Origin of the sequence: Hazenella coriacea (assembly GCF_004341825.1) — a bacterium.
GTDB classification, from domain to species: domain Bacteria; phylum Bacillota; class Bacilli; order Thermoactinomycetales; family Thermoactinomycetaceae; genus Hazenella; species Hazenella coriacea.
The window spans coordinates 349576-373995 of record NZ_SMAG01000003.1; the positions used below are offsets into that span (position 1 = coordinate 349576).

Below are 24420 nucleotides of genomic sequence, written 5' to 3' on the forward strand. Positions count from 1 at the left end.
TTTCTAATTCATTCAAGTAACTTTACTCTAGTTAAAAACTTATTTTATTTAAGTCATGACTTACCTATTGTATACAAATCCCAACTGAGATAAGATCATTTCATCAATCTGAGACACCTGAGTCTTATGATCTGGGAATGATGCTATTTTTTCTTCGAATTGGTCTATTTCATTCATGATCCATGAATGAAATTGTTCATCAGCTGGAACCAATAAGCTTTCTTGTACCATTTTCTTTTCGACAAGATCATGAAATCGTTCTATACACCAAGAAGCAAGGGAAATGTTAGACAGGAGTTGCCATACTGAGACAGGAGGGACACTCTGATGCTGGTCCAACCAATGCAAACAAAATAACGCACGTAATAAATACATATATTTTTTGGCTGAAACTTCTTGCTGATTCATCATAAAGTTTTTATAATTTCCACGTGCCATACTTAAATAGTGATAACCTAACCGTTTCAGCGAAACCTGATTTAGAGCCCAATCCCTCATTTTTTTCGCTATTTCTCCTTGCTCTATGTAAACAATAGGTGAGAAAAGCCATTCGATTAAAGATGGGTTGGAGCGGAGCAATAATTGACCTGCTTTATAAAGGTCCCAACCATGAAAATCAAGATCCTCATGGATCGGGAGTTGAATCACATCCTCAGGAGAAGCTAAGGAAAGGTATTTTTGCACAGGATGATGGTAAATAAATCTCACATCATAGTCACTATCTACAGAAGCAAAACCCCATGCTCTGCTTCCAGACTCCACAGCATATAGGATAGTTACATCATGCATTTCCTCTGTTGTTTGTAATTTATTTAAAATGGTTTGCTTCATGATTTAGATCTCCATGATTTATTGGAAAGAATATAGGGATTTCAACATATATTAAATTAACTAAAACTTTTCGTATAGTCTAACTACAGAAACCCTTTTTCCAATTACTTTTGACTCATTTGGAAAAAGGGCTCATAGAAAACCGGAATGATTTATAGACCATTCCAGGTTACTGTTCGTTTAGGAAATCTCCACAATTTTAAATTGAATGGTACCAGATGGGACTTGTACATGAATGGTTTCGCCCACTTTTTTACCGATTAATTCTGCTCCAATCGGTGATTCGTTAGAAATCTTATTTTCTGATGGGTCAGACTCTGCACTTCCAACAATGGTATAAGACTCTTCATCCCCGTCAGGTAATTCCTGAATGGTAACCTTCGATCCAACATGAACTTTATTCTTATCACCATTTTCAGAGCTGATGATTTTTGCATTTCGAATCATATTTTCCAATTGGATAATACGAGATTCAATAAATGCTTGCTCTTCTTTAGCCGCATCGTACTCCGAGTTTTCACTAAGGTCTCCTTGGGCAATGGCTTCTTTTAGCCGCTCTGCAACTTCATGACGCTTTTGGGTTCTAAGGAGTTCCAACTCTTGCTTCAACTTCTGAAGCCCCTCTTCCGTTAACAGCACCTCTTTTTTATTTAGCGACATACCGATTCCTCCTTATGATCGAACTATCTGAAAGAGTTACCTTCGATCTATTAGTTTCATCATTAATAAACATCATATAGGGCATGCAAAAGAACAATATTCCCCATTTAATGCATATGCTAGAACATCTTGTATTATGACATAAGCGGATCGAAAGCGGCACAAGTCACAGAAAACGAAGCGGCATTATACACCAAAATGTTTCATATGCACATCGTAAGCGATTACATTTTAAAATTACTACCAAATGAACCAACCATTAGGAGAATACCTTTTTATACCACGCGTAAACCACGCAGTCAATATGAGTTGCAGACTATATTAGCATATTTACCCTCATTCTCCAAGATATTTACTGAAGTTTTTCTTTCAAAGAGATGAACATTTGGAGATAATAGGAATATATGCTAAGCACTGATTCCTTTAAATTTTTCGGCCTTTTTTCGTTCGCTACATTGATCAATCACGAAAAATTCCTGCTAGCTATTTTAAAATGAATTGAAAGCAAATAGCTCTTTGAAGTATGCTGATTCTTGTAGATTCCATTTTAATTTTTAAATGCTGAAAAATGAGATGCCTTCTTTCTGTATCACTTTCAGCTGTCAGTCATATTCGAATGGATCTGGAAATAAAGGCATGATGACTAGACTCCCTCACCCTTTCTCAATCGTTTGTACAACAGGTTGGGACTTTGGCATTTTTTAAAAATTCCTATAATATTCGTCAAAACTGTGTGAAACTCCTTCTTTTATCTACATTTTTTTGAGCCGGAGGTTCACCCCATTTTTGTCATGCGAAAGCTATTTTTTGTGTACGGGTTACAGAGTTCTATGTACTGATATGCCATAACCAGTTTAGGAGGTTCGGCAATGAATGAGTTGATCTCCATGGATGCAACCACACTTGCTGATAAAATTAGAAAAAGCCAGTTAACTCCACTCGAAGTGACTGGTGCCTATATTAAACATATTCATCGAGTCAATCCACATCTTAATGCAATGATTCAAAATCGTTTTCAGGAGGCAAAGCAAGAAGCAAAAAAGATGACCAACCAGTTACACACTAGACAAGCTTCTACCTCTGGACGGCTATTTGGAGTTCCAATTAGTATTAAAGAGTCTTTTATGGTTAAAGGGATGAAAACGACTGGAGGTTTACCATCTCGACAACAGTTGGTGGATGAGCAAGATGCTGAAGTCGTCCGTCGTCTGAAAAACGAAGGGGCTATTATCCTCGGAAAAACAAATACACCCGCACTCTGCTTCTGTCAAGAAACAGACAACACTGTATACGGGCGAACGAATAATCCTTGGGATCTATCTCGTACTGTAGGGGGATCAAGTGGAGGTGAAGCCGCATTAATCGCCGTAGGAGGAGCCGCTGTAGGCGTGGGGTCTGATATTGGGGGTTCGATTCGTTTCCCTGCCCACTTCAATGGTGTGATCGGCTTTAAATCGGGAAACAGACAAGTACCTTCTGAAGGAAGCTTTCCACCTATTACATTTCCTCTACAAGAGCAAATGTTGGGGATCGGTGCCTTTTCAAAGTCTGTAGATGATTCTCAATTGATCTATGAAATCATTTCTGATCATCACCTAGAAAAAAGGGATCTACAAACCTTTAAAGTGGTCATTCCAGACCTTCCCGCTGATCTTCCTATGCAGTCAGAAACTTTGCGACAGTTGCAACACGTTCAACAGTTATTGTCCACAGAGTTTACGATGCATCGTGATCAACCACCTTATTTTCAGGAATCGGCCTGGATGTGGCAGCAAATCATGTCTGTAGATGGTGGAAAAAATCTTGTTGATCTAGCTGCCGAACGTGGTTGGAGTTCAGTGATCTCCGATTGGACAAAGGCAAAGATAGGTCTAAAGCCTCACTTACATCCGTACCTCACTTGGGCATTGATGGGGGCAAAAATGTTTAAACCCAACACTCAATCATGGGAAAAATTAGTCCAATTAATAACAATCGCTCAACAGGCCGTTGATCAATATTTGCGCGACCGAATTCTTATTTTACCGGTTTATCATTCTACCGCACCCCAACATGGGAAATTATATAGTGAAATTTTCTCTATACGAAAAACCTTTATGAAATACATGCCAACCATCTCCTATGCAAATACCTTTGGACTACCTACCCTGATCATGCCGATTGGTACTGATGAGGCAAATATGCCATTAGCAGTCCAACTGATTACTGCTGTCGGTCAAGAAGATGCTTTATTTCAACTAGGTAGATATTTAGAGCCCCTTGTACGTGGATACCAACGGTGTACAACTTTTGACTGATCACATAGGATTCACACTTTTAAAAGAAATGCCCATTTCAAGGTTGTTAAGATTTCCTCACCCAGCTCCCATCGGCTAAAGAGAGCTGGGTGTCTCTCATTCCTAATGATTCGGATTCAGCCAAGTCATTGTTTCTCTTCTCGCTCTCGTAGCAGATTTGCAAAAGTCGCTCGTCAGAGAAACATCTCCTCTCCTAGAATCAGTTAGTCAAACCACTTGATTTCTAATTCATCAAGTTATTTTGCTCAAGTTGAGTTCATTAACATACTTTTTCAACACATTAAGTTCCCAGTGTTTGATAAAATGAAAACTGTAAGTGATCTTCATAACTGGCCTGAAAGTGAGGTTTAACTTTGGATACGATTACCCATGGTTTATTTGGAATCACCCTATATGGGGCTATAAATAAGGAGCATTTGCCTGTTCAAGTCAAACGAGGACTGCTTGCAGTGGCCTTAGTAGGTAGCCAAACTCCCGATATTGATGTAATCGCAGGATTTACCGAAACAGGTGCCATCATGTCACAAATGTGGCATCGAGGACTCACCCACTCCATTTTTCTAGTTCCTGTATGGGGATTTCTCCTCTATTGGCTCGCCTCCTGGATTTTTAAAGTACGAGATCGAAGGTTTTTCTATTATGGAATGTTAGCTGTTTTTATCCACGATACCATCGACTTATTTAATGCTTGGGGAACAGGATACTTAGAACCTTTTTCATCGGTCCGGCTCACGATCGGAACCATCCCGATCGTTGATCTAGTTTTTTGGTCGATTTTCCTCATCGGAATGATTGTCTTAAAAGTAAAAAAGCAGGGAGCATCTACGAAAGTCTTTCGGGTAATAGCTCTTGCGATGTTGCTTCATTTTTCGATCCAAACTACACAAGGGTTGATTATTGAATCTCAAGCCCAAGATCGCTATGATCAAACCGAATTAGCCGCTTCATTTATTCCATGGCACTATAAAGTGATTGGGAAAAAGGACGACCAAATAGAAATTTATTCAGATAGCTTATTTACTGAACCGAAACTAGAGCTCACCTTAACTTCAAATGAAAAAAGCGATCTGACACCCTTATTTGAGCAAAATCCAAAAGCAAAAGTACTTTCAGATTGGTCGCCGTTTGTAGTAATTGTCGACAATGACAAGCATCTGGGGATTTTTGATCCACGTTTTTATCGGAACGGTGAATCGATGCTCTACGAATATATCGAGAAAAAATCTGTCGCTCAAGAGTAAACCTAGGGTTCCATATATGATTGGAGGGACAGCATGAAAGTAATGAACACATCCCCAACTCATAAGCCCTGGAAGTTCGCTTTTATTGGTTATATACTATTTTTGTTGACTGTTTTCGCCTTAGCTTATTTGAAACTAATCCCAGTGAAACTGCAATATTTACCGCTGTTTGATACCATTGGACACTTTATGTTACTTGGGATCGCTTCCTATCTGTCTCACCGCGCATTTAATCGAAAAATGATTTCACTTGGCTGGGTAAAAATCCCTCTCGGACCTCTTCTGATCAGTATCTTTATTATGATTGAAGAGTTCCTTCAATCATTTTCACCTTATCGGACGATGAGCCTGTCAGATATTGCCGCAAACTTGAGTGGGATTATTCTCTTTTATTTGATTGACTGGGTTTATCTGAAAATAAAACATCATCAAAGGGGTGAAGACCATGCATAGTTTAATTGAGATGGAATGGCTACAGCAACACTTGGACGATCCTAACCTCCTCATTATTGATTGTCGATTCCAACTTGGTCATCCAACATCAGGGAAAGATGGTTATTTACAAGAACATATCCCTGGAGCTCATTATCTTGATTTAGAAAAGGATTTATCAGGCTCCATAGGTTCTCATGGGGGCAGACATCCTCTTCCTGATCCACAAGACCTAGCCCATCGACTTGGGGAGTTGGGTGTGAACAAGCAAAAGCATATCATCATCTATGATAATCAAGGTGGTTCCATGGCCTCCCGTTGTTGGTGGTTACTCCAATACTTAGGTCATCCAAAAGTCTCCGTGCTGAACGGAAGTTTTCATCACTGGAAACAAGCAGGATTTCCAGTTACTCATGAGCTTCCCCAAAAATCTCCGTGCACATTTGTCCCACAATTAAATGAACAGATATTAATTCGGATGGAAGAGCTAAAAAGGAAGTTAAGTGATCCTGATCTAAAGCTTATTGACTCACGGGAGTATCAACGCTACATAGGGGAAATGGAACCAATCGATCCCGTTGCCGGTCACATTCCAGGAGCGATCCACTCTTTTTGGAAAAAAGTTCTGAATGAAGATGGTTTTTGGAAGAACCCAGAGGAACTACAAAGTCTATTTGCCCATCTTCCTCGAGATGAGGAGATCATTGTTTACTGTGGATCAGGAGTAACCGCCACTCCCAATGTTTTAGCATTGAAGGAAGCTGGCTTTTCTAACGTCAAATTATATGCTGGAAGTTGGAGTGACTGGATCTCTGATCCTAATAACCCCATCGCTCGCGGCGAAGAATAAGATAAATAATCAGTAAGAAAAGAAGGCGACCCAAACACAGGGTCGCCACTTTTTTCTATTTCATTAATTTTTTGATCCCATTAACCCCCGCTTTACTCGAAGGATAACGAACGGAAAGATCAAAACGAGTCGTTTGTTTGACAATACTTTTAAGATGGGAAAAGGTTTCAAAGCTAAACTTTCCATGATAGTTCCCTAACCCACTAGTTCCTACTCCACCAAATGGAAGATAGGGACTAGCCAAATGAACCAGCGTATCATTGATACATCCTCCACCAAACGGAATCGATTGAATTACCTTTTCCTGAACAGCGGGGTTTTCAGAAAAGAAATATAAAGCTAAGGGCTTGGGTTGTTCTCGAACCAACTGAATCACATCATCCAATTGCGTGAATGGTAAGATCGGTAAGATCGGACCAAAGATCTCATCTTGCATCACAGGCGAATCCCATGACACATTTTCTAATAAAGTGGGAGCAATTACACAACGAGAAGCATCTGTTTCCCCCCCGACTACCACCTCACCATCCTGGATAAATTGCTCCAAACGATGAAAGTGTTTTTCACTAACAATCCGTACGTAATCGGGATTTTCCAAAGGTTTATCACCATAAAAAGAAGTGATTACTTGCTTCATTTTAACAAGTAACTCCTCTTTTATATCCTTATGTACATATAGATAGTCAGGAGCCACACATGTCTGACCTGCATTCACAAATTTACCCCAAATGAGTCTTTTTGCAGCCAGATCCAAGTTGGCATCTTCTGCTACAATCGCAGGGCTTTTCCCACCCAGCTCTAACGTGACAGGTGTTAATGTTTTAGCTGCTTTCTCCATCACGATTTTTCCGACTGGAACACTTCCTGTGAAAAAAATATGATCGAAAGGCTCTTCCAGTAAAGCCGAACTGACCTCAACATCGCCTTCCACCATGGTGACAAACTCTTTTTCAAAGATCCCTTCTAACATTTGAATCATCATTTTCGAAGTGTTCGGTGTATACTCAGAAGGCTTAATCACCGCACAGTTTCCTGCCGCAATCGCTCCCACTAAAGGTGCCATCGACAATTGAAATGGATAATTCCATGGAGCGATGATTAATGATACCCCATAAGGCTCCGGATAAATATAACTTTTGGAACCCACTAAGGTAAGAGGAGTTTTTACTTTTTGAGGAGTCATCCATTTCTTCAAGTTTTTCATTGTATGCTTAATCTCTTCTAGCAAAAAGCCGATCTCTGTAATATAAGCTTCCTTCTCAGATTTATTTAAGTCTTTCCTCAAGGCTGTTAAAATGTCGGGTTCATATCGTTGAATAGCCTCTCTAAGCTGTTGTAAACGTTGCATTCGAAAAGAGTAATCTCTCGTTTTTCCGCTATAAAAGAAATCCTTTTGTTTCTGTACAATCTCCATCACATTTCATCCCTCCTGGCACGATGCTTCTTCTTTATATTAGAATACTACTCCATAACCTGTTAGTCTTTATATTATTTTTTAAAATGAGGACTTATGATTTCAGTTTATCATCCTACCAATCGGAAAATATTCAAATTTGGGAAGAATATATCCAACAACTTGTCGAATAATTGGAAATGATATAAACTAAACCTGATTGTTTTTATAAGTGTCCTATTATTAAATGCGTCCCATCAATCCCCTATTTTAAATAGGGCTTATTACATTTGAACTTCAATTTCAAGAGGCAGATTTTTTATGAAATAAGTAAAAATGATGAATGGTGGGATGTTACAATAACCTTTGAATAGGATAGAACATAAAGGAGGAATTTGATGGAACATTCATTCGTTTCAAATGAAGAAAAGTTTTTTGCTATTCTGTGTCATGCGAGTCTTATTTTGGCTGCCCCCATTCTACTACCTGTTATTTTTTATATTCTAAAGAAAGATTCCACCTTTATTCGTGAACATGCAAAAGAAGCTTTGCTCTTCAATATTGTAGTTGTAATTGCCATTGTGATCGCAAGTATTTTATCAGCTGCCGTTATCGGGCTTATTCTCTTGCCCATCGTTGCGATCTTCGCCATTATTTGTCAAATAATCGCCATTTCAAAAGCAAAAGATGGACAAATGTATCAATATCCGATCACTTCTGATTGGACCAAAAAGTTTTAACATCTCTAACGATCTTCTTTTTGCAAGATGATGAGCATCTACGATTATCAGGTAGATGCTTTTTATTATGCAAGGAAAACGAACATATACGTAGAATATAAAGCAGAGAAGATGGTTTATTTCATAAAAGGTGAGGTGGACGATGGTTACAACAAAAGAAAAAGGATTAAGTATACTTTGTCATGGGAGTGGGATTTTCTTCCCAATGATTGTTTCACTTTCGATTTTGTTACTTTATAAAAAGTCACCCTTTATTCGGCTTCATGCTCGAGAGGCTCTCATTTTTCAGTTAGCCTTTCATCTGACACTGTATGCATCCTTTTTGACATTGCATATTTATATCGGATTTATACTTGTACCTGTTTTACTTTTATATGGGACAATTGTCATTCTGATCGCAATCATCAAGGTATGGGAAGGTCAGTCCTTTCATTATCCCTTTACATCTCGCTGGGCCAAAAAATTATAATTGGGCAAGTACTTAATTTCATACTCACCCTGTTTATCCTATGTCTGTGGTTTGGTATCGTTAGGATGTGTAACCGTTTTCTGATTAGATACCAATGATTCCTTCTCTCTTTGCGGTTGTAGGATTGGTACATGGCGCTGGGCTAGCCAAGCAAGCATCTGACTAAAACCAACGATCAAAATAAACCAGCGAATATGTTCAATCTTCGGAGAGACCCCTACCCAATAAATAAAAAATGCGATGCTGATTAATTTCCCCAAACTAATAGCTAATTCGCGTGAAACTACGTATTCCACTCGTTTTTGAGCAGTTTGCTCTGTCTCTCCAATGACATCAAAAACAGTAGATGTTAATGGTGACATAAAGAGAGGATAAAATAATGCAGCTCCAATACCTAAAACAAAAAGACTCCAACTACTCACCTGGAAAACGAATGGTAAAACAACCAGTCCCATCATTAATGAACCGAAAAAAATAAAATGATTACGTCGTGCTGGCTTCATAAATCGACCCACAAAATAAAATGAGAGCAAAGAAACGAGTGATGTAATCGTAAAAAATGATCCTAGTGTTAGCTCATTTTGAGTCATCACATAAACCAATAATCCAATGAGGAAACCAAAAACTCCTTCCCGCATCCCTTGAGCAATCATAGCAATTGTCACCCAAAACCAATGGTTTCTAGGGCTTTTGATCAAAGCTAAAATAGATCCTAGTTGAAACCTTCCCTTAGCCATTCTCCGCTTAAACAAGAAACTAACAACGACCGCAGCCAAAAAAATACCTAGAGAAATACCAAAAATGATTCGATAACCTAGAAAATGATTTACTTTGGTAATGACTAAACCTGAAATAAAAGGTGCAGTAATTCCAGCAATTGAACCGATTAATCCGTTGACTCCATTAAAAACATCGCGATTTTCTCGTTCAGTGATTTCAAAGTACATGACATTAAATGCTAACCAAAAAAAGCCTGCACCTAAGCCTAACAATGCCCCAATCCCAGACACATAATCGACAGAGTGAGTTCCTAGGATCAACACACTGAGATAAAATATAGACAGAGTAGCTACACCCACTCGAATCGCAATAACACGATCCACATGTTTCACTACCCATCCTGCAACAATAAAAGTCATAGCACCTACTAAGTAATGCATAAAATTAAACCAACTAATCAACTGCCAGTCTTGTTTGATTTTCCATAAGTACACATTGACAAATGAATTGGAAAGTGCCGTAGCGGTAGCAAATAAACCACTCACAAGCAGTAATAGCCAAGCTTCACGATCCAAACGATCGATGTCTCCCATGATTCGCATAAATAACTCACCACGAATAGCTTTTCCAAAACAGCTTTTTTTACTATCCAATGGGGCAAATTCACAAACACAAAGATTTAACTTCAAAATCTTTAATCCACTATAAATTAATCAAAAATTTTATATTTTATAAATATTAACCCTAAAGTACCCCCCTCTGTTCGCAAACAAAAGGGGGGTTTGTGTCAGTGACTAACCCTTAATCTTCATCTGACTGATTTAATTGTTTCATCATAATAATCATGGCAGCTAAAAGAAAACCCGCCAATAATGCTAATAAATGAGGAAATAGTAAGCTAAAATTAAATAAGAGATTGATAACCGTTAAAATTAACAAGGCTCTCCCGGTCATCACATCCATTAATCGACGAGCATAGAGATATAGATAAACTCCCAACAATCCATAGATGGCAGAGCTAGCCCCTGTTTGTATGCCATCCACTTCAAAAAGTATGATTCCGATGTTTCCAATAAGTCCAGTAAGCAGGAAAATCAATAAAAAGTGCAACTTTCCAAATAACCATTCTAACTGTGGTGCTAATATATACTGGGCGAAAACAATAAATATAAATTGAAAAAAGTTAACATGAAGGAATAATGATATTAAAAATCTCCAGTATTCTCCTTGATCTATTCGCAGATGATCAATGGCTCCATATTGCACCCATGTATGAGGATCACTCATATGTCCAGTGAACAAAACCGAAATAAAAAATACAGTTTGGACTAATATCAGGCTACTTACTATTGGAAATAAGCGTGGAAATTTACGCAAAGGGATCATCGTATGTCCAAACAAAATTAGTCCCCCTCAGTTGTACAAACGCGAGCTATACTTTGCCCCATAACCACTTTCGTTCCAGAAACGGCTTCAATCGTCCATTCAATTTGATTGGGCTCAAACAGCAAAATCACTGTGGAACCAAATTCAAAACGACCCACTTCGTCTCCTTTTTGAAAGTGATATGATTCGCTGTACTTCTTATGATTTTCAAGTTGTCGATTTCGTGGATTGGTAATGATCTTTTCATCAAAAACCACTTTAATACTACCTACATTGGTAGCTCCTACTTTAACCAAAGCCATCTGTCCACAAGAAGATTGAATATAAGAGATCACTCGTTCATTGCGAGCAAATAAACCAGGAAAGATCCGAACCCCCAACTCATTGACAGGGTATAATTCACCTGGAATATAGGTTAATTCTTCGATCCAGCCCGAAACAGGCATATGGATGCGATGGTAGTCACGAGGGCTTAGATAGATCGTGACAAATTTTCCACCATTAAATTTCTCCATATATGTATCATTCTCACCTAATAATTCCGATAGCGAGTAAGAAACTCCCTTAGCCTGAATCAAAGTCCCTTGGTCAATCATCCCTGCCTGGGAGATCGTTCCATCCACTGGACTGATCACTACTTGTGGATCAACAGCAATCGGTCTTGCCTCTGGTTTGAGCTCACGAATAAAAAAGTCCAATAGATTTTCGTATTCACTAAGCGGACGTTTTACAATCGAAAGATCAATGTCATACATTTTAATGTAAACGGGTATCACTCGCCGACTAATTGGATGCTTTGCAAAACGTCCTACGACTCGAGACATGCTCTTTTTAGGCATCCATTTCCATATCTTTTGGGTAATAGACTTTTTCATATTTCCTCCTTAACGATAAAATTACAGGAAAAAAACGGTTGCAATAATTCAATTTTACTCGGGCATGATAATGATCGGGAGGTGATAATCATGCCTATTAACAAAAACGATCTGCCACAACAAGCTAGAACAAATGCACAAAAAGTGCGCCAACAGAACCAACAAGCTGCACAAAGCGCTGGTGGATACCAAAGCTATAATGCAGCTAACCAAACTGAGTTTGCTTCCGAAACGAGCGCTCAAGAGGTAAACAAACAAAACCAACAATCCATGGCTAAAAAGAACCGCAATCAAGCAAACCAATAATACTAATTAAGTTTCTGCCCCATCTCGTTGGTTAGATGGGGTTTTCTCTTTCTTACCTGCTACTCCAGCCGATATCACAAGTCGCAATGCCTCATCAACGGAGAGATCAATCACTTCCACCCGTTCTTTTTCAAACCAATGTAAATCCCCTGACACCTGTAAACTTTGCGGAAAATAAACCCCTACATACTCTTTGCCATCTTCTGTAGAAAATATTGGCTTCTTCACAGTTAGAAAACCAATTCGTTTAGAATCAGCAACCGAAACAAATACAACAGTATCAAATGATTTCTTCTCTCCAATAAATGAATGGATTGTATCTTTTAAGGTGCCATATAACCCCTTTACAAATGGAATACGTTCAATCACTGCTTCTAAAGCCACTAAAAATTGTCTAGTAATCCATAGTCTAGCAAAAACCCCCATAGCTAACACAATCAATACAACTGTAAGTATTCCCATTCCTGGAAAATCTAAAGAAATAGGAAATTGCTTTAACCATGTATTTCCTAAGCCATTCAACAGTTGATACAAGTAAGACAACAAATAAACAGTTCCAGCAATTGGAACCAATACCAACAGACCATTCAGAAACGTAATACTTAATCTTCGCATCAACTGTTTCATATTCCTCACCCTCAAGGTTGTTTCGTCATAAATCTTTGATAATAAGTGGTAATTAAATTCTCAGCAATCGGTCCTGCGGCTACAGCCCCATACCCTCCTTCTGGTACAACGACAGCAACTGCAATCTGTGGATCATTGGCTGGAGCAAAGGCGATAAATACAGAGTTCTCTACTCTCCCTCTGCCCGGAATATCTTGTTCAGAGGTTCCTGTTTTTGCAGCTACCGGAAATGGCAAATCGTTAAATAAATGAGATGCAGTCCCACCTGGTTGAGTCACTTTCACCATTCCATCAACAACCACTTGAACATGATCAGGTTTCATCGGAACCTTATTTAACACTTTCGGTTGAGTTACTGTTGTTATTCCTGTCGCAGGATCTACCACTTTCTCCACTAGTTGCGGTTGCAAACGTACTCCGTGATTGGCAAGAGTAGCTGTAAACTGCGCCAATTGCATCGGCGTGTAACGCTGGGCTTGACCAAAAGATGCCAGAGCCATCGCACCTAGTCCCGAGTTTCGCTTCGATATGATCAGGTAATCCTCTGATCCATCCTGTTCTCCTTTCAGTGGAACACCTGTAGGAACTCCTAATCCAAAGCCATGAGTGATTTGCTGAAATTGGCGAACACTTTGCATTTTATCTTGACGATACCACTTTGTTGCAATCCAAGCCATATAGGTATTTGATGATTTTTGCAGTGCTTTTTCTGGTGTTAGAATTCCATAGTTGTGACCACCTGAATTTCGTACTGGAGGTGTTGCAGGCGCATAGTAATAGGAGCCTGGATCAGACCATGTCGTCTGCGGTTGAATCACCCCTTGATCTAACCCCATCCACACCATTAAAGGTTTAAAAGTTGAACCAAGTGGAACCACAGAAAACGGATGCTTAGTAAATTCTTTTTCGGGGTCCTTAGATCCTCTTGCATCATATGGCGCCTCTTGAATCGTTCCATTTCTCATCACAAAACTTAATTGGCTTAACTCCTTTTGAGTCACTTTGCGATTCCACATACTTGGATCATAATCTGGATAACTAACCATTGCCCGAATTTTACCTGTTTTCACTTCCATCGCCACAGCATAAGCGGTTTTCGCATATGGGGCAGGACGAACCCCTTTTCCCTGTTGGAGATCGGCTAAATGCTGTTTAGTAAATTGTTCAGCTTGTAGCTGCATCGACTCATCTAAGGTTAAATACAAGTCCTTTCCAGATTGAGGAGGGACCTCTTTTAAGATATCCACCAGCTTTCCAGATGAATTAACACGAACCAATTGATAACCATGTTTCCCTTTTAGGGTATCGTGATAGCTATACTCAATTCCGTCAATCCCAACTTGTTCCCAATCTAAATAATGTGAAGAGGAACGATCCACGTTTTTATATTTTTTCAACGATGACTTTGCACCGCTAAAAGGTCGCACATAACCAATCGTTTGAACAGCAAATGTATCATTTCTATATTGACGCAAAGGTTCAATTAGTACGTGAACACCTGGGAAAGAAGAAGGGTTCTCCGAAATCTTTACAACCTCTTGATCAGAAAGGCGATCCTTTAATTTTTTTGGAACATACGGAGGTTGTTTGCGTATCGTTGATTTCCCACCACCATCCATCCCAATATCCATGCTTTCAATTACTTGGGGATAGGAAAGTTGTAAAGTTTCTGCTAGTCGATGAGCGGTTGCTATTTTTTCTTCTTTTTTAATATCTGGTTCCAAGTAAATCGCTGTGTAAAGTGACTGGTTGGTAACTAGTGATTTACCTTGATGATCAAAAATTTTACCACGAGGAGCGATAATTGGAATCTCTTTAAAATTATTCTCTTGGGCTAATTGTACATATTGCTCTCCCGTTCCTAGTTGAATCCAACTCACACGTACAATGATCAGCACAAACAACAAAAAAATAAGAAACCAAAACACCTGTAATCGGCCATGATGATGAGCCGATCTGTGTTTATTTTTATTATAAGTCATCTTTTCATCTGACCCTTTTTCTCTCAGTTGTAAATGGTGATTGATAAAATATTCGCTTTCTAGTTTACCATAAAAATAGAGCTGGAACAGTTTTTGCTGAGCACACTTCACCCGTCATTCATGGATTTTTTTATTTCTAGACAAATGAAGTTTCCTCCCTTTTCTATTAACCATATGCTAATCTAACAGAATTTCTACTAAAAGTAGTTTCTAGAAAAGGAGGAGAGTTTAGATGCCTACCATTTTATCACGTTGGGTCATCGATCATGGATCTAAAATGGACCCTGCCCTCAAAAATATGCTTATGCATCGATTTCGTTTTCTTCACCGGATCCCGCGTATTTTTCGAATTGCCACCGAAATGACTCTACAAAGAGTGACAAGTATTCCTGTGTTAGTTCAATTAGAGTTAGATCCTGTTCAAGCAAATAGTATGACAATAAACTCAAATCCACTTAAATTTCAAGGGTTTTCAATAAAAAAGTACTTTAAGGAGCTCCGTACCTGCTCTTTGCCTGTATCTCTTTCCCAACTTCCACAGCTGCTACAACTATCCGAAGTGAAAAAAATTTATTTAGATCGCACTGTAACCACTTGCCTAGATGTCGCTTCTCCAACAGTGTCAGCACCCCATTTCTGGAAAGAGGGCAATGAAGGCCAAGGCACAACTATTGCAATTATAGATACAGGTATTCACCCTCATCCAGATCTCTCTGATCGACTCACTGCCTTTGTCGATTTCGTCAATCACAAAAAAAAACCTTATGATGATAATGGACACGGAACCCATTGTGCGGGGTGTGCAGTTGGAGATGGAAAGCTTTCACAAGGTCGCTATCGAGGCACAGCTCCAAAGGCTCAGGTAGTGGGTGTCAAAGTATTGGGTAGATTTGGAGAAGGGTCACTTTCAAAAGTTATCTCTGGAATTGAATGGTGTATAAAAAATAAAGACAAATATAATATTAGAATCATCTCACTATCATTAGGTACTGAAGCCACACTTCCATATCAAGACGATCCTATCTGTCAGATCGTTGAACTTGCTTGGAAAGCAGGGATCATCGTAGTAGCCGCAGCTGGTAATGCAGGTCCAGATCCACAGACGATCTCCAGCCCTGGTCACCATCCACTTATCCTTACGGTTGGTGCCTCTGATGATCGAAATACTACTCACCCCACCGATGATCAAGTCGCTACCTTTTCCAGTCGTGGTCCTACCGCAGAAGGGCTGATTAAGCCTGATCTTGTTGCTCCAGGCACCAATATTACTTCTCTTCGTAGCAAATGTTCATTTTTAGACTATACCATGCATAAAAACCGCGTGGATGGTCACTATTTTGTGATGTCAGGCACTTCTATGGCTACACCACTGGTAGCAGGGGCGATCGCAATACTCCTCACTGAAAACCCTTCCTTGACTCCAAATCAAGTAAAAGAAAAACTCATAAAATCAGCAAGATCTTTAGATGATCTAGAAACATCTCAAGGAAAAGGACAACTCGATATTCGCCGAGCTTTTTTTATAAAAAATTCTTCATTGTAACCGTTCATAGGATCGAATCGCTTGATAGGCATTGAGGACACCAATATTACCAGCTACCTTCATACGACTGGAAGATTGGCTCAAAATATAGCGAATCTGTTCTGGATTTAGTTTTCGGTTTAAGTATAGTAACAGAGCGACTACCCCAGAAACATGAGGAACTGCCATTGAAGTTCCACTCATCTCACGACGAGAATGATTTAACCAAGCAGACAAGATTTTATCCCCTGGTGCTGCTAGATCAACACCTTTACCCATATTACTAAAAGAAGAAATCATTCCATCTTTAGAGATCGATGTTACAGCAATGGTCTCTGGATATCTAGCTGGATAATCAATCTGTGAAGAAAGCCCGCGATTTCCTGTAGCTGCTACCATAACAATCCCTTTTTGATGTGCGATTTGCACGGCATGGCGAAGCGACTCACTCACATTCTCCATACCAAAACTCATATTGACTACATGCATTTTATTTTCAATACACCAATTAATCGCACTAAGCAAATCGGATAGGTTAGCACTTCCTTTCCGATTAAATGCCTTTACCGCATATAGATGTGTTCGTGGAGCAACACCAATCACTCCTAGTTCTGTCGCATATCCAGCGATAATACCTGCTACATGAGTCCCATGACCATTATAATCATGAGGAGTAAAGTAAGGGGATAAAACGTTCACACCACCTCGATAACGATCCCGAATCGCTGGATGGTCATTCGCAATCCCTGTATCGATAATAGCAACACGAATGCCTTTCCCTTTCGTTTTAGGCCAAGCTTTGATTGCATCGATAAATTGGATCCCCCAAGGGATTGATTTTCCTATTTGTGGGGTTAGTTTACCGAGATAAGGCTCAGTTATTTTCACACGTATATCAGGCTCTGTATATTCCACATCTGGATGCCCTTTCAGTCCTTGATAGGCTAACTCTTGTTCATACTCTCCTATAATCATTCCCAATTGATTTAAATAGCGGATCGGTTGTACTCCAGATCTTTTCATATCTTGAAGATAGCGATTCACTCTAATTCCATTCCTCAAATAAAAGATTTGGCGTATTTTCTTTTTCCGCTTCATCCAGCTCATGGTAATAGGGAGTTGCCACTCAGAACTTACCATCTGTTATCACTCCCATCTTCACTCAATCATGTAGAGTTGAATATTTAAGAACTATGGGCAATTACGAAGGAGGGATATACAGTGAAAAAACCCAAAAATGTGCGCCCAACCTCTTTACCCAAGATGTTTCTTACAGCCGATTCACAAAAGTCACAGCAAGCTTTACCTTCACCAACCTCATATATCGATCAGGTCAGAAAGTTCACCAATGAAATTTCCAAACGATCTAATCAAGTTGACCAATTAATGCAAGCGATGAACTCTCTCAACTTTGCATTTAAAGATCAGGAGGGCTTAAAAAAGCTGATTGAATCCTTAGCTAAACTAAATGAATCGCAACAAAAAAAAGCGTCTCCACCTCCTTCAACAGGAAAAACAGGTGGGGGAAACTCTCCTGCTACTCCCAAGTTAACTGGAGATAGTTTTTATGATTTATTTAACTCTCCAGCTATGAAAGAGATAGTGAAGGAAGTGTTTAAGTCAAAAAGCTAAGAAGTTAAAGTTGCTTCCCCAGAGCCTATTTTTCCAAGGACTTCTTGCACAAAAGAGTAAGAACAACGAAGAAAAATCAGACTCTGGGGAAATTATATCTACTGTTTATCAATTATCGTTTTCCTTTTTTTCTTAATGTTCTTTTTTGTAATGGGCGTTTAGGGTAACTTTTATCCGCAGAGTTAGGAAGATCCAAAGGAATTTTGTAATCTTTCAGTAATTGTTGCGTTCCTTGTGGTGATCTCATTTGATTTAAAATCGATTCCATCATTTCGTTGGAGATGGGTGCTTGGGTAACTTTCCGAATATAGTCAAAAAAGCCATTCATTCCTTTATTTTTGTATGACTTTTTAGCACCTGTTAAAAACTGATCGATTTTCTCTTCTGTCATGGTATTTTCGCCTGTAAAACGATTGATTAAATCTGCAAAATCCTTTTTGGATGGCTTCTTTGCCTTTTCTTCCATATCTTCATACCTCCTTACTGCCTACATGACAAGATCAGGTTGCTTATCCTTAGTTGTATGTACATAGATACCACCCTGTATCTGGTAAATACCCAAGCCAACAAAAAAAGGCAGAAGCCCCTATCGCTTCTACCTTTTTTAAAATGGCAACTAGTCGTTGCAACAACTATTTTTTTTCTGTTTTAATAAGCGACTAAATTCATTAGCTGTACAGCCAGTTAATTCAAAGTTAACATCTCTTCCAACTTCTGAAACTTGGCTCCAAAATTCAACTACGCAAGAGAGCGGCTGAGAAACTCCTTTTTCATCTGCAAAGAAGTAAGTCGTCTCTTCACCTGTCTCTGGGTTTTCAAACGTTACATAAATCACTTTGTAAGGAACTGTACCATGATCTTCATCTAAGAGATCAAAACTGGCTTCATGACTAATTAATAACTCATCAAAAGAAACAGAGATCTGACCCGATTGATGAGAATCATCATTCAACTGGTATTGAAACTCACACTCTTTGTTTTCATTATTGATCCTTACTGATGTTGCAGTTCCATATATCCGTAATTCATCATTATTTACATCAATCGTGCCAAACAATATTTGCTTACCTTCCATATATCTTTGTAAAAGTTGCTCCAAATGAGAATCAAACATTTCTCGAGTGGATGTTTGGAAGTTCACATTACTACCATGAGGAAATACTTTCATAATAATAGCTCCTTCGCCGATGCAAGTCATGCAAGTCGCATCAATTATATCGAAGGCGATTCAAACATTCAAGACATCGACTGTTTCCGTGCCTTCTCCATCTCTCTTAATTCGATGCGTCTAATCTTGCCACTCGTGGTTTTTGGCAATTGATTGACAAATTCAATCTCCCTCGGATACTTATAAGGAGCGGTAACCACTTTCGTATGATTCTGTAATTCAGTCACCAGTTCATCTGAAGATGGAATGTTTTCTTTCAGTACTACAAAAGCTTTCACGATTGAGCCACGAATGGGATCTGGACTTGCAACCACCGCACACTCTTTTACTTTGGGGTGTTTGACCAACGCATCTTCGACTTCGAAAGGTCCAATCGTATACCCTGAACTAATAATAATATCATCAGACCGACCTTCAAACCAAAAATAACCCTCTTCATCCATCCGTGCACGATCCCCCGTTAAATACCAGTCTCCCCGAAAAGCAGCTTTTGTTCGTTCATCATCAAGATAATATCCTTTGAAAAGAGCTGGAGAAGATTCATGAACAGCAATATGTCCCACGGTTCCTTGCGGAACTTCATTTCCTTCATCGTCTACCAATGATACACGATTACTTGGAGTCGGCTTACCCATTGATCCTGCTTTTGGCTCCATATCCTTGAGCGTAGCTACGAGTAAGGTGTTTTCTGTTTGTCCGTAACCATCACGTACTGTTACTTTAAAGTATTTTTTAAAGGTATCAATAACCTCACGATTTAATGGTTCTCCAGCACTTACCGCACTCCGTAGTGGAGATAGGTCAAAACGGTTCAGTTGCTCTGTCTTCGCCATTAAACGGTACTCTGTCGGGGTACAGCAAAGAACATTTATTTTTTGATCCTGTAACAAGGTTAAGTATGTTTCTGCCTGAAAAGACCCATGATATACAAAAGCCGTAGCACCTGCCCCTAAAGTGGAGATAAAAGGACTCCAAATCCATTTCGCCCAACCAGGTCCTGCAGTTGCCCAAACCCGATCACCATCCTGAATATCAAGCCAGTACTTAGTCGTCTCTTGGTGAGCAACCGCCCACTGGTGATGGTGAATCACTCCTTTAGGACCACCTGTTGTTCCTGAAGTGTAGGAGATAAATGCAATATCATCGGCCTTTGTTTGTGGTAAGACTGTATTAGGATCTCCTACAATCCTATTTAAGCTGATCCATGACTCTGCCGCTCCATAAACGATGCGGTGAGTTACACTGTTTAATCCATCCATAGCTTTATTCACTCGATCTACAAGGGATTCATCCGCAATGACTGCTTTCACATGAGCATGTGAAAGGCGATAATTTATATCTGATATTTGTAACATTTCAGAACCCGGCAAAAGAACTAAACCAGCTTTTAAACAAGCCATGTAAGTCACATACGCCTCAGGGATCCGAGAAAGGAGAATCATCACTCGATCTCCTTTTTGAAGACCTTGCTCCACAAAACCTTTAGCTAGCTCATCAGATTTTTCCTTTAATTGTTGATATGTAAGAATCTGTTGATCACCTACTTGATTCATCCAATGAATGGCAATCCGACTCGAATCAGCATAACGATCAATGTCATGACACATATTGTAGTAAGTATTCATTCAATACACCCCTTTTGAATTTATGTGAATAATTATTCTTTAAATACCTCTTATTTTCCTTCTATAAAAAAATGAATAAGCAGTGGCAATATTAGCCACTGCTCATTAACCAAGTATTTAGTTGGAATAATTACTGGATGACAGATCCACCAAGTTGTTGTTCTGCTAAAGCTACAAGACGCTTGGTGATTTCTCCTCCCACAGAACCGTTAGCACGAGAAGTTGTGTCAGGACCCAATTGAACACCGAATTCTTGTGCGATTTCGTATTTCAATTGATCGATCGCTTGAGCAGCTCCCGCAACTAACAATTGGTTCGTGTTACGCTCACGGTTGTTAGCTGATTGTTGCATGTGTTGTTCACCTCCTTGTAAGTTTGTATCCTTATGATGTGCCGAGATCATCTTTTCATGTGTAGGAAATATTGGTACCAATGGATGAAAAGAGAAGCATTCTTCTTTGATATACCTATTGCCATTTAAGATTGCTTTTTGGATAAACAATCCTCAACATGAATAAATCCTTTTTCTCCTCATATAGTTTAGAAAAGATTTTGCCTAAGAACCTTATGAAAGGATGGTGTCCTGTATTGAATAAAGTAAAGTCTGCACCTAATCCTTTTAAGCACCAGTACCGAGTATGGTTTCCATATATAAGCCCTTATGATCCCTGTCCTCCGATGAAAGCCAAATATTATGTAGTTCCACCTAATCAATATTTAGGATTTCAACCTCCTAACCTGCCACAATATCCACTTGAGGCTGCACTATACCATGGAACCCTTTGGCCCATTTTATACAGTCCCTATCACAAACGATCAGACATTAAAGGGGAGTGAAACGAATGGGAGGCAAAAGTCAATTTCGTTTACTACGCAAGCTACAGGAAGTGGATTTTGTCCTTTTAGAACTAAATTTGTATTTAGACACGCATCCTAACGATCTTAAAGCATTACAACAGTTTAACCACTTATCACAAAAACGAGAACAAATTCGTGAAAAGTATGAATCTAAATATGGGCCTTTATACAACTATGGACTTAGCAAAAATCGATACCCAAAAGGATGGTCAGAAGGACCTTGGCCATGGGAGATGTGAGGAGGCAATAAGACGATGTGGGTTTATGAAAAAAAGCTTCAATATCCTGTTCGAGTAAGTAAGTGTAATCCACGTTTAGCTAAGTATTTAATTGAACAGTACGGGGGAGCTGATGGGGAACTTGCTGCCGCCCTGCGTTATTTGAATCAAAGATATACACTTCCAGATAAGGTAAAAGGATTGCTTACAGATATTGGCACCGAAGAATTTGCCCACCTAGAAATGATCGCAACAATGGTATACAAATTAACCATGTTATTATATCTATCCCTAAAAAGGTGGGATCATGATTGGAAAAAGCAAATTAGCCCATCAGTCAATTGGTGGGCTAATTTAATGGAGTAGAGGAAATGAATGCCGATCTTATGTCTTGATTTCAGCTATTATCTTCTTTCTATTGTGCTATTTAGCCCCTAAATCGATTCTGAGTAATCCTCACCAAACTTAAGGAAAAAACTTTTAAGTATATTTAATACATCCAATGTTGTTGTTCTACCAAGCCATAGACAAAATAAAACAAATCTTCTGGAGGATTTAAATACAACTACTGTTGTTGTTCTACATTACAACAATTTTTATTGTTACTGCGATAACTGATTTAAATACATCCAATGTTATTGTTCTACTTCTGCATCAGTCGATCATTCCTTTCGATTTCATATATTTAAATACATCCAATGTTATTGTTCTACAAATAAATAGCTTAAAGAAAAAGAATGAGCTTGATGAATTTAAATACATCCAATGTTATTGTTCTACTCGTGGACTACCTTGGGATTATGAATATCCCAGTTATTTAAATACATCCAATGTTATTGTTCTACAATGGGGGTTTTTATTGTGATATGATATATAACAAAATTTAAATACATCCAATGTTATTGTTCTACAAAGTTGATTTGAAGGCATCGGAAAAGGCTCAGGTTATTTAAATACATCCAATGTTATTGTTCTACCCAGTCACTATAGGCTTTATCATTTCAAACTTACTACATATATACATGTGTATCAAGGGTTAGAGGCGTTTTTCTCCAAGTGGTTGTCCTTTTTTAGAAATTGATGGGAGAAATCTGAGAAAGTAGTGTGATATCAATACTTGGACTCTATTTAGAATGGATCGAGGTTGGAGAAAAACTATAAGTATAGTGCTTAGAATCCATCATTTTATCATGGAGCTTCATGGAGATGAGGATTAAGCAGGTGTAATGTCTCCTGATCGATGTCATCTACCCTCCTAAGCAAGTGATTTATGGAAAAGAATTTCATCCAACACTCGAACAAAAGGCGGGAGTTTTGGTACAATCCTTTATCACACACACCCCTTTTACAATGGAAATAAACGAACAGCTTTAATGTGCTTGGATATTTTCTTGCCGATGAAAAACTATCATCTCAAAACTCCCAAAGGAATTTGCTAAAGAAGAACAATTCAAAGGAGACACTGGTCCTGAAGAAATCGGAAAAGTAATTGGAGAATACATGGTGTTACTGGGTTGACCATTCCCCATGTATAAAACGAATAAAGACCACCCGGTATAGGATAGTCTTTTGCGTTTAATAAATATTGCAAAAATCCAGTTTAATATATCTAATGTTATTGTTCTACTTTCTTGGATAATTTTCTTTTGTTGTTTCCGTGTTGCATTTAAATACATCTAATGTTGTTGTTCTACAAGAAGTTGTTGTTCTACTTCCCACAATCAAGCAATGGGGAACATTGTCGAACTATTTAAATACATCTAATGTTGTTGTTCTACTTCGATGATCGAGCTAGAAAGAAAGTGTGATCGTTGATTTAAATACATCTAATGTTGTTGTTCTACGTAGGATCTTGTGGGCTTTGTTCCATTTGCTATCTCATTTAAATACATCTAATGTTGTTGTTCTACGTCTCAGAAGTTCCACAACTTCCCTAAAGGGTTCTTATTTAAATACATCTAATGTTGTTGTTCTACCCCGGTCACTACAGACCTTTTCATTTCAAACTTACTACATATATACATGTGTATCAAGGGTTAGAGGCGTTTTTCTCCAAGTGATTGTCCTTTTTTAGAAATTGATGGGGGAAATCTGAGAAAGTAGTGTTATATCAATACTTGGACTCTATTTAGATATGGATCGAGGTTGGAGAAAAACTATAAGTATAGTGCTTAGAATCCATCATTTTATCATGGAGCTTCATGGAGATGAGGATTAAGCAGGTGTAATGTCTCCTGATCGATGTCATCTACCGTCCTAAGCAAGTGATTTATGGAAAAGAATTTCATCCAACACTCGAACAAAAGGCGGGAGTTTTGGTACAATCCTTTATCACACACACCCCTTTTACAATGGAAATAAACGAACAGCTTTAATGTGCTTGGATATTTTCTTACCAATGAAAAACTATTATCTCAAAACTCCTAAAGGAATTTGCTAAAGAAGAACAATTCAAAGGAGACACTGGTCCTGAAGAAATCGGAAAAGTAATTGGAGAATACATGGTGTTACTGGGTTGACCATTCCCCATGTATAAAACGAATAAAGACCACCCGGTATAGGATAGTCTTTTGCGCTTAATAAATATT

Annotated in this window: 26 protein-coding genes, 1 pseudogene and 2 CRISPR repeat arrays; of the genes and pseudogenes, 14 read left to right on the forward strand and 13 right to left on the reverse strand. The window is 38.7% G+C overall.

Annotation, left to right across the window (positions count from 1 at the left end; translation table 11 throughout):
• Nucleotides 1-60 precede the first annotated feature (60 nt).
• Nucleotides 61-831 (reverse strand): nucleotidyltransferase domain-containing protein, encoded by a 771-nt coding sequence (locus EDD58_RS07810; RefSeq protein WP_131924300.1) that lies wholly within the window; start codon nucleotides 829-831, stop codon nucleotides 61-63.
• Nucleotides 832-1011: 180 nt separating this feature from the next.
• Nucleotides 1012-1491, reverse strand: coding sequence for a transcription elongation factor GreA (gene greA / locus EDD58_RS07815; RefSeq protein WP_131924301.1), 480 nt, complete (start codon nucleotides 1489-1491; stop codon nucleotides 1012-1014).
• Nucleotides 1492-2360: 869 nt separating this feature from the next.
• Here greA and EDD58_RS07820 point away from each other — a divergent pair.
• From EDD58_RS07820 to EDD58_RS07835, 4 genes are all read left to right on the forward strand, one after another.
• Entirely contained in the window at nucleotides 2361-3788 is a 1428-nt protein-coding gene (locus EDD58_RS07820) for an amidase (RefSeq protein ID WP_243648673.1), read from the forward strand.
• A 353-nt stretch (nucleotides 3789-4141) separates the two neighbouring features.
• Nucleotides 4142-5029 carry a metal-dependent hydrolase gene (locus EDD58_RS07825; RefSeq protein ID WP_131924302.1) on the forward strand — a complete coding sequence of 296 codons (888 nt, stop codon included), beginning with the start codon at nucleotides 4142-4144 and terminating at the stop codon, nucleotides 5027-5029.
• 33 nt (nucleotides 5030-5062) lie between these two features.
• Nucleotides 5063-5482: a VanZ family protein gene (locus EDD58_RS07830; protein WP_131924303.1), complete on the forward strand. Its 420-nt coding sequence runs from the start codon at nucleotides 5063-5065 to the stop codon at nucleotides 5480-5482.
• Nucleotides 5475-6311, forward strand: coding sequence for a sulfurtransferase (locus EDD58_RS07835; protein ID WP_131924304.1), 837 nt, complete (start codon nucleotides 5475-5477; stop codon nucleotides 6309-6311). Before EDD58_RS07830 ends, EDD58_RS07835 begins: the two co-directional genes overlap by 8 nt.
• A 55-nt stretch (nucleotides 6312-6366) precedes the next feature.
• On the opposite strand, the gene EDD58_RS07840 is transcribed toward EDD58_RS07835, so the two are convergent.
• Entirely contained in the window at nucleotides 6367-7725 is a 1359-nt protein-coding gene (locus EDD58_RS07840) for an aldehyde dehydrogenase (RefSeq protein ID WP_131924305.1), read from the reverse strand.
• Nucleotides 7726-8102: 377 nt separating this feature from the next.
• Between EDD58_RS07840 and EDD58_RS07845 the strand changes: the two genes are divergently transcribed.
• Together EDD58_RS07845 and EDD58_RS07850 are read left to right on the forward strand one after the other, a co-directional pair.
• Nucleotides 8103-8444: a DUF4870 domain-containing protein gene (locus EDD58_RS07845; protein WP_131924306.1), complete on the forward strand. Its 342-nt coding sequence runs from the start codon at nucleotides 8103-8105 to the stop codon at nucleotides 8442-8444.
• Nucleotides 8445-8586: 142 nt separating this feature from the next.
• Nucleotides 8587-8913, forward strand: coding sequence for a DUF4870 domain-containing protein (locus EDD58_RS07850; RefSeq protein WP_131924307.1), 327 nt, complete (start codon nucleotides 8587-8589; stop codon nucleotides 8911-8913).
• 38 nt (nucleotides 8914-8951) lie between these two features.
• On the opposite strand, the gene EDD58_RS07855 is transcribed toward EDD58_RS07850, so the two are convergent.
• From EDD58_RS07855 to asd, 3 genes are all read right to left on the reverse strand, one after another.
• Nucleotides 8952-10322: an MFS transporter gene (locus EDD58_RS07855; RefSeq protein ID WP_207903274.1), complete on the reverse strand. Its 1371-nt coding sequence runs from the start codon at nucleotides 10320-10322 to the stop codon at nucleotides 8952-8954.
• Nucleotides 10323-10434: 112 nt separating this feature from the next.
• A complete protein-coding gene (locus tag EDD58_RS07860; protein WP_131924309.1) occupies nucleotides 10435-11034 on the reverse strand; it encodes a rhomboid family intramembrane serine protease in 600 nt (199 codons plus the stop codon).
• Between the two features lie 2 nt (nucleotides 11035-11036).
• On the reverse strand, nucleotides 11037-11894 hold the full coding sequence (gene asd / locus EDD58_RS07865) for an archaetidylserine decarboxylase (protein ID WP_131924310.1): 858 nt from the start codon (nucleotides 11892-11894) through the stop codon (nucleotides 11037-11039).
• 90 nt (nucleotides 11895-11984) lie between these two features.
• Between asd and EDD58_RS07870 the strand changes: the two genes are divergently transcribed.
• Nucleotides 11985-12200, forward strand: a complete 216-nt coding sequence (locus EDD58_RS07870) for a gamma-type small acid-soluble spore protein (protein WP_131924311.1) — start codon at nucleotides 11985-11987, stop codon at nucleotides 12198-12200.
• A gap of 6 nt (nucleotides 12201-12206) precedes the next feature.
• On the opposite strand, the gene EDD58_RS07875 is transcribed toward EDD58_RS07870, so the two are convergent.
• Both EDD58_RS07875 and EDD58_RS07880 read right to left on the reverse strand, forming a co-directional pair.
• Nucleotides 12207-12827, reverse strand: a complete 621-nt coding sequence (locus EDD58_RS07875; protein ID WP_131924312.1) for a DUF502 domain-containing protein — start codon at nucleotides 12825-12827, stop codon at nucleotides 12207-12209.
• A gap of 11 nt (nucleotides 12828-12838) precedes the next feature.
• Entirely contained in the window at nucleotides 12839-14725 is a 1887-nt protein-coding gene (locus EDD58_RS07880) for a peptidoglycan D,D-transpeptidase FtsI family protein (RefSeq protein ID WP_243648688.1), read from the reverse strand.
• Between the two features lie 316 nt (nucleotides 14726-15041).
• On the opposite strand from EDD58_RS07880, the gene EDD58_RS07885 reads away from it, so the two are divergent.
• The gene (locus tag EDD58_RS07885) at nucleotides 15042-16352 is read left to right on the forward strand and encodes a S8 family peptidase (protein ID WP_131924314.1); all 1311 of its coding nucleotides are present in this window, start codon (nucleotides 15042-15044) and stop codon (nucleotides 16350-16352) included.
• Here the strand turns inward: EDD58_RS07885 and EDD58_RS07890 are convergent.
• Nucleotides 16344-17471, reverse strand: coding sequence for a S8 family peptidase (locus EDD58_RS07890; RefSeq protein ID WP_131924315.1), 1128 nt, complete (start codon nucleotides 17469-17471; stop codon nucleotides 16344-16346). The two genes, EDD58_RS07885 and EDD58_RS07890, sit on opposite strands and share 9 nt — an antisense overlap.
• 81 nt (nucleotides 17472-17552) lie before the next feature.
• Between EDD58_RS07890 and EDD58_RS07895 the strand changes: the two genes are divergently transcribed.
• Nucleotides 17553-17963, forward strand: a complete 411-nt coding sequence (locus EDD58_RS07895) for a hypothetical protein (RefSeq protein ID WP_131924316.1) — start codon at nucleotides 17553-17555, stop codon at nucleotides 17961-17963.
• A gap of 112 nt (nucleotides 17964-18075) precedes the next feature.
• Here EDD58_RS07895 and EDD58_RS07900 read toward each other — a convergent pair whose 3' ends face one another.
• From EDD58_RS07900 to EDD58_RS07915, 4 genes are all read right to left on the reverse strand, one after another.
• Entirely contained in the window at nucleotides 18076-18429 is a 354-nt protein-coding gene (locus tag EDD58_RS07900) for a hypothetical protein (RefSeq protein WP_131924317.1), read from the reverse strand.
• A 150-nt stretch (nucleotides 18430-18579) separates the two neighbouring features.
• Entirely contained in the window at nucleotides 18580-19131 is a 552-nt protein-coding gene (locus tag EDD58_RS07905; RefSeq protein WP_131924318.1) for a hypothetical protein, read from the reverse strand.
• A 68-nt stretch (nucleotides 19132-19199) separates the two neighbouring features.
• Nucleotides 19200-20756: an acetate--CoA ligase gene (locus tag EDD58_RS07910; RefSeq protein ID WP_131924319.1), complete on the reverse strand. Its 1557-nt coding sequence runs from the start codon at nucleotides 20754-20756 to the stop codon at nucleotides 19200-19202.
• A 130-nt stretch (nucleotides 20757-20886) separates the two neighbouring features.
• On the reverse strand, nucleotides 20887-21108 hold the full coding sequence (locus EDD58_RS07915) for an alpha/beta-type small acid-soluble spore protein (RefSeq protein ID WP_131924320.1): 222 nt from the start codon (nucleotides 21106-21108) through the stop codon (nucleotides 20887-20889).
• Nucleotides 21109-21323: 215 nt separating this feature from the next.
• Here EDD58_RS07915 and EDD58_RS07920 point away from each other — a divergent pair, with 215 nt between their 5' ends.
• The 5 genes and pseudogenes from EDD58_RS07920 to EDD58_RS15350 all read left to right on the forward strand — a co-directional run bounded on the left by EDD58_RS07920 (nucleotide 21324) and on the right by EDD58_RS15350 (nucleotide 24272).
• Complete coding sequence (locus EDD58_RS07920; RefSeq protein ID WP_131924321.1) at nucleotides 21324-21593, forward strand: spore coat associated protein CotJA; 270 nt, start codon at nucleotides 21324-21326, stop codon at nucleotides 21591-21593.
• Between the two features lie 5 nt (nucleotides 21594-21598).
• Entirely contained in the window at nucleotides 21599-21853 is a 255-nt protein-coding gene (locus EDD58_RS07925; RefSeq protein WP_131924322.1) for a spore coat protein CotJB, read from the forward strand.
• Between the two features lie 15 nt (nucleotides 21854-21868).
• Nucleotides 21869-22105: pseudogene (gene cotJC / locus EDD58_RS07930) on the forward strand (spore coat protein CotJC); the annotation flags it as partial.
• A 280-nt stretch (nucleotides 22106-22385) separates the two neighbouring features.
• A CRISPR array of direct repeats spans nucleotides 22386-22810; the repeat unit is 30 nt.
• 344 nt (nucleotides 22811-23154) lie between these two features.
• Nucleotides 23155-23271 carry a Fic family protein gene (locus EDD58_RS15345; protein WP_424321659.1) on the forward strand — a complete coding sequence of 39 codons (117 nt, stop codon included), beginning with the start codon at nucleotides 23155-23157 and terminating at the stop codon, nucleotides 23269-23271.
• 225 nt (nucleotides 23272-23496) lie between these two features.
• Nucleotides 23497-23809: a CRISPR direct-repeat array (repeat unit 30 nt).
• 346 nt (nucleotides 23810-24155) lie between these two features.
• Nucleotides 24156-24272, forward strand: a complete 117-nt coding sequence (locus EDD58_RS15350) for a Fic family protein (protein ID WP_424321660.1) — start codon at nucleotides 24156-24158, stop codon at nucleotides 24270-24272.
• Nucleotides 24273-24420 lie beyond the last annotated feature (148 nt).

Bases quoted from the DNA above. Each gene is read 5' to 3' on its own strand.
- EDD58_RS07810 (WP_131924300.1), bottom strand. From the start codon at position 831: ATGAAGCAAACCATTTTAAATAAATTACAAACAACAGAGGAAATGCAT.
- greA (WP_131924301.1), bottom strand. From the start codon at position 1,491: ATGTCGCTAAATAAAAAAGAGGTGCTGTTAACGGAAGAGGGGCTTCAG.
- EDD58_RS07820 (WP_243648673.1), top strand. From the start codon at position 2,361: ATGAATGAGTTGATCTCCATGGATGCAACCACACTTGCTGATAAAATT.
- EDD58_RS07830 (WP_131924303.1), top strand. From the start codon at position 5,063: ATGAAAGTAATGAACACATCCCCAACTCATAAGCCCTGGAAGTTCGCT.
- EDD58_RS07835 (WP_131924304.1), top strand. From the start codon at position 5,475: ATGCATAGTTTAATTGAGATGGAATGGCTACAGCAACACTTGGACGAT.
- EDD58_RS07840 (WP_131924305.1), bottom strand. From the start codon at position 7,725: ATGGAGATTGTACAGAAACAAAAGGATTTCTTTTATAGCGGAAAAACG.
- EDD58_RS07845 (WP_131924306.1), top strand. From the start codon at position 8,103: ATGGAACATTCATTCGTTTCAAATGAAGAAAAGTTTTTTGCTATTCTG.
- EDD58_RS07850 (WP_131924307.1), top strand. From the start codon at position 8,587: ATGGTTACAACAAAAGAAAAAGGATTAAGTATACTTTGTCATGGGAGT.
- asd (WP_131924310.1), bottom strand. From the start codon at position 11,894: ATGAAAAAGTCTATTACCCAAAAGATATGGAAATGGATGCCTAAAAAG.
- EDD58_RS07870 (WP_131924311.1), top strand. From the start codon at position 11,985: ATGCCTATTAACAAAAACGATCTGCCACAACAAGCTAGAACAAATGCA.
- EDD58_RS07875 (WP_131924312.1), bottom strand. From the start codon at position 12,827: ATGAAACAGTTGATGCGAAGATTAAGTATTACGTTTCTGAATGGTCTG.
- EDD58_RS07885 (WP_131924314.1), top strand. From the start codon at position 15,042: ATGCCTACCATTTTATCACGTTGGGTCATCGATCATGGATCTAAAATG.
- EDD58_RS07890 (WP_131924315.1), bottom strand. From the start codon at position 17,471: ATGGTAAGTTCTGAGTGGCAACTCCCTATTACCATGAGCTGGATGAAG.
- EDD58_RS07900 (WP_131924317.1), bottom strand. From the start codon at position 18,429: ATGGAAGAAAAGGCAAAGAAGCCATCCAAAAAGGATTTTGCAGATTTA.
- EDD58_RS07905 (WP_131924318.1), bottom strand. From the start codon at position 19,131: ATGAAAGTATTTCCTCATGGTAGTAATGTGAACTTCCAAACATCCACT.
- EDD58_RS07910 (WP_131924319.1), bottom strand. From the start codon at position 20,756: ATGAATACTTACTACAATATGTGTCATGACATTGATCGTTATGCTGAT.
- EDD58_RS07915 (WP_131924320.1), bottom strand. From the start codon at position 21,108: ATGCAACAATCAGCTAACAACCGTGAGCGTAACACGAACCAATTGTTA.
- EDD58_RS07920 (WP_131924321.1), top strand. From the start codon at position 21,324: ATGAAAGGATGGTGTCCTGTATTGAATAAAGTAAAGTCTGCACCTAAT.
- EDD58_RS07925 (WP_131924322.1), top strand. From the start codon at position 21,599: ATGGGAGGCAAAAGTCAATTTCGTTTACTACGCAAGCTACAGGAAGTG.